Origin of the sequence: Photobacterium alginatilyticum (assembly GCF_009910675.1) — a bacterium.
In the GTDB taxonomy this organism is placed as follows: Bacteria; Pseudomonadota; Gammaproteobacteria; order Enterobacterales; family Vibrionaceae; genus Photobacterium; species Photobacterium alginatilyticum.
Genome location: NZ_RSEJ01000434.1, coordinates 1 through 305 on the forward strand (window position 1 = coordinate 1; position 305 = coordinate 305).

The 305-nt window shown below is 50.8% G+C and carries 1 rRNA gene; it reads left to right on the plus strand.

Annotation, left to right across the window (positions count from 1 at the left end):
• Positions 1 to 72: 72 nt before the first annotated feature.
• Positions 73 to 305, plus strand: a 16S ribosomal RNA gene (locus EIZ48_RS29005); the annotation flags it as partial.

The following is a 305-nucleotide window of genomic DNA, read 5'->3' on the forward strand; positions in this document are numbered from 1 at the left end:
CACAGTCAATTCGTTCTAACTTAGTTAGAACAATCAGTATTCATTGAGCCGGTCGAGAGACCAACAAAACTTTAATTGAAGAGTTTGATCATGGCTCAGATTGAACGCTGGCGGCAGGCCTAACACATGCAAGTCGAGCGGCAGCGACAACATTGATCCTTCGGGTGATTTGTTGGGCGGCGAGCGGCGGACGGGTGAGTAATGCCTGGGAATATGCCTTAGTGTGGGGGATAACTATTGGAAACGATAGCTAATACCGCATAATGCCTACGGGCCAAAGAGGGGGACCTTCGGGCCTCTCGCGC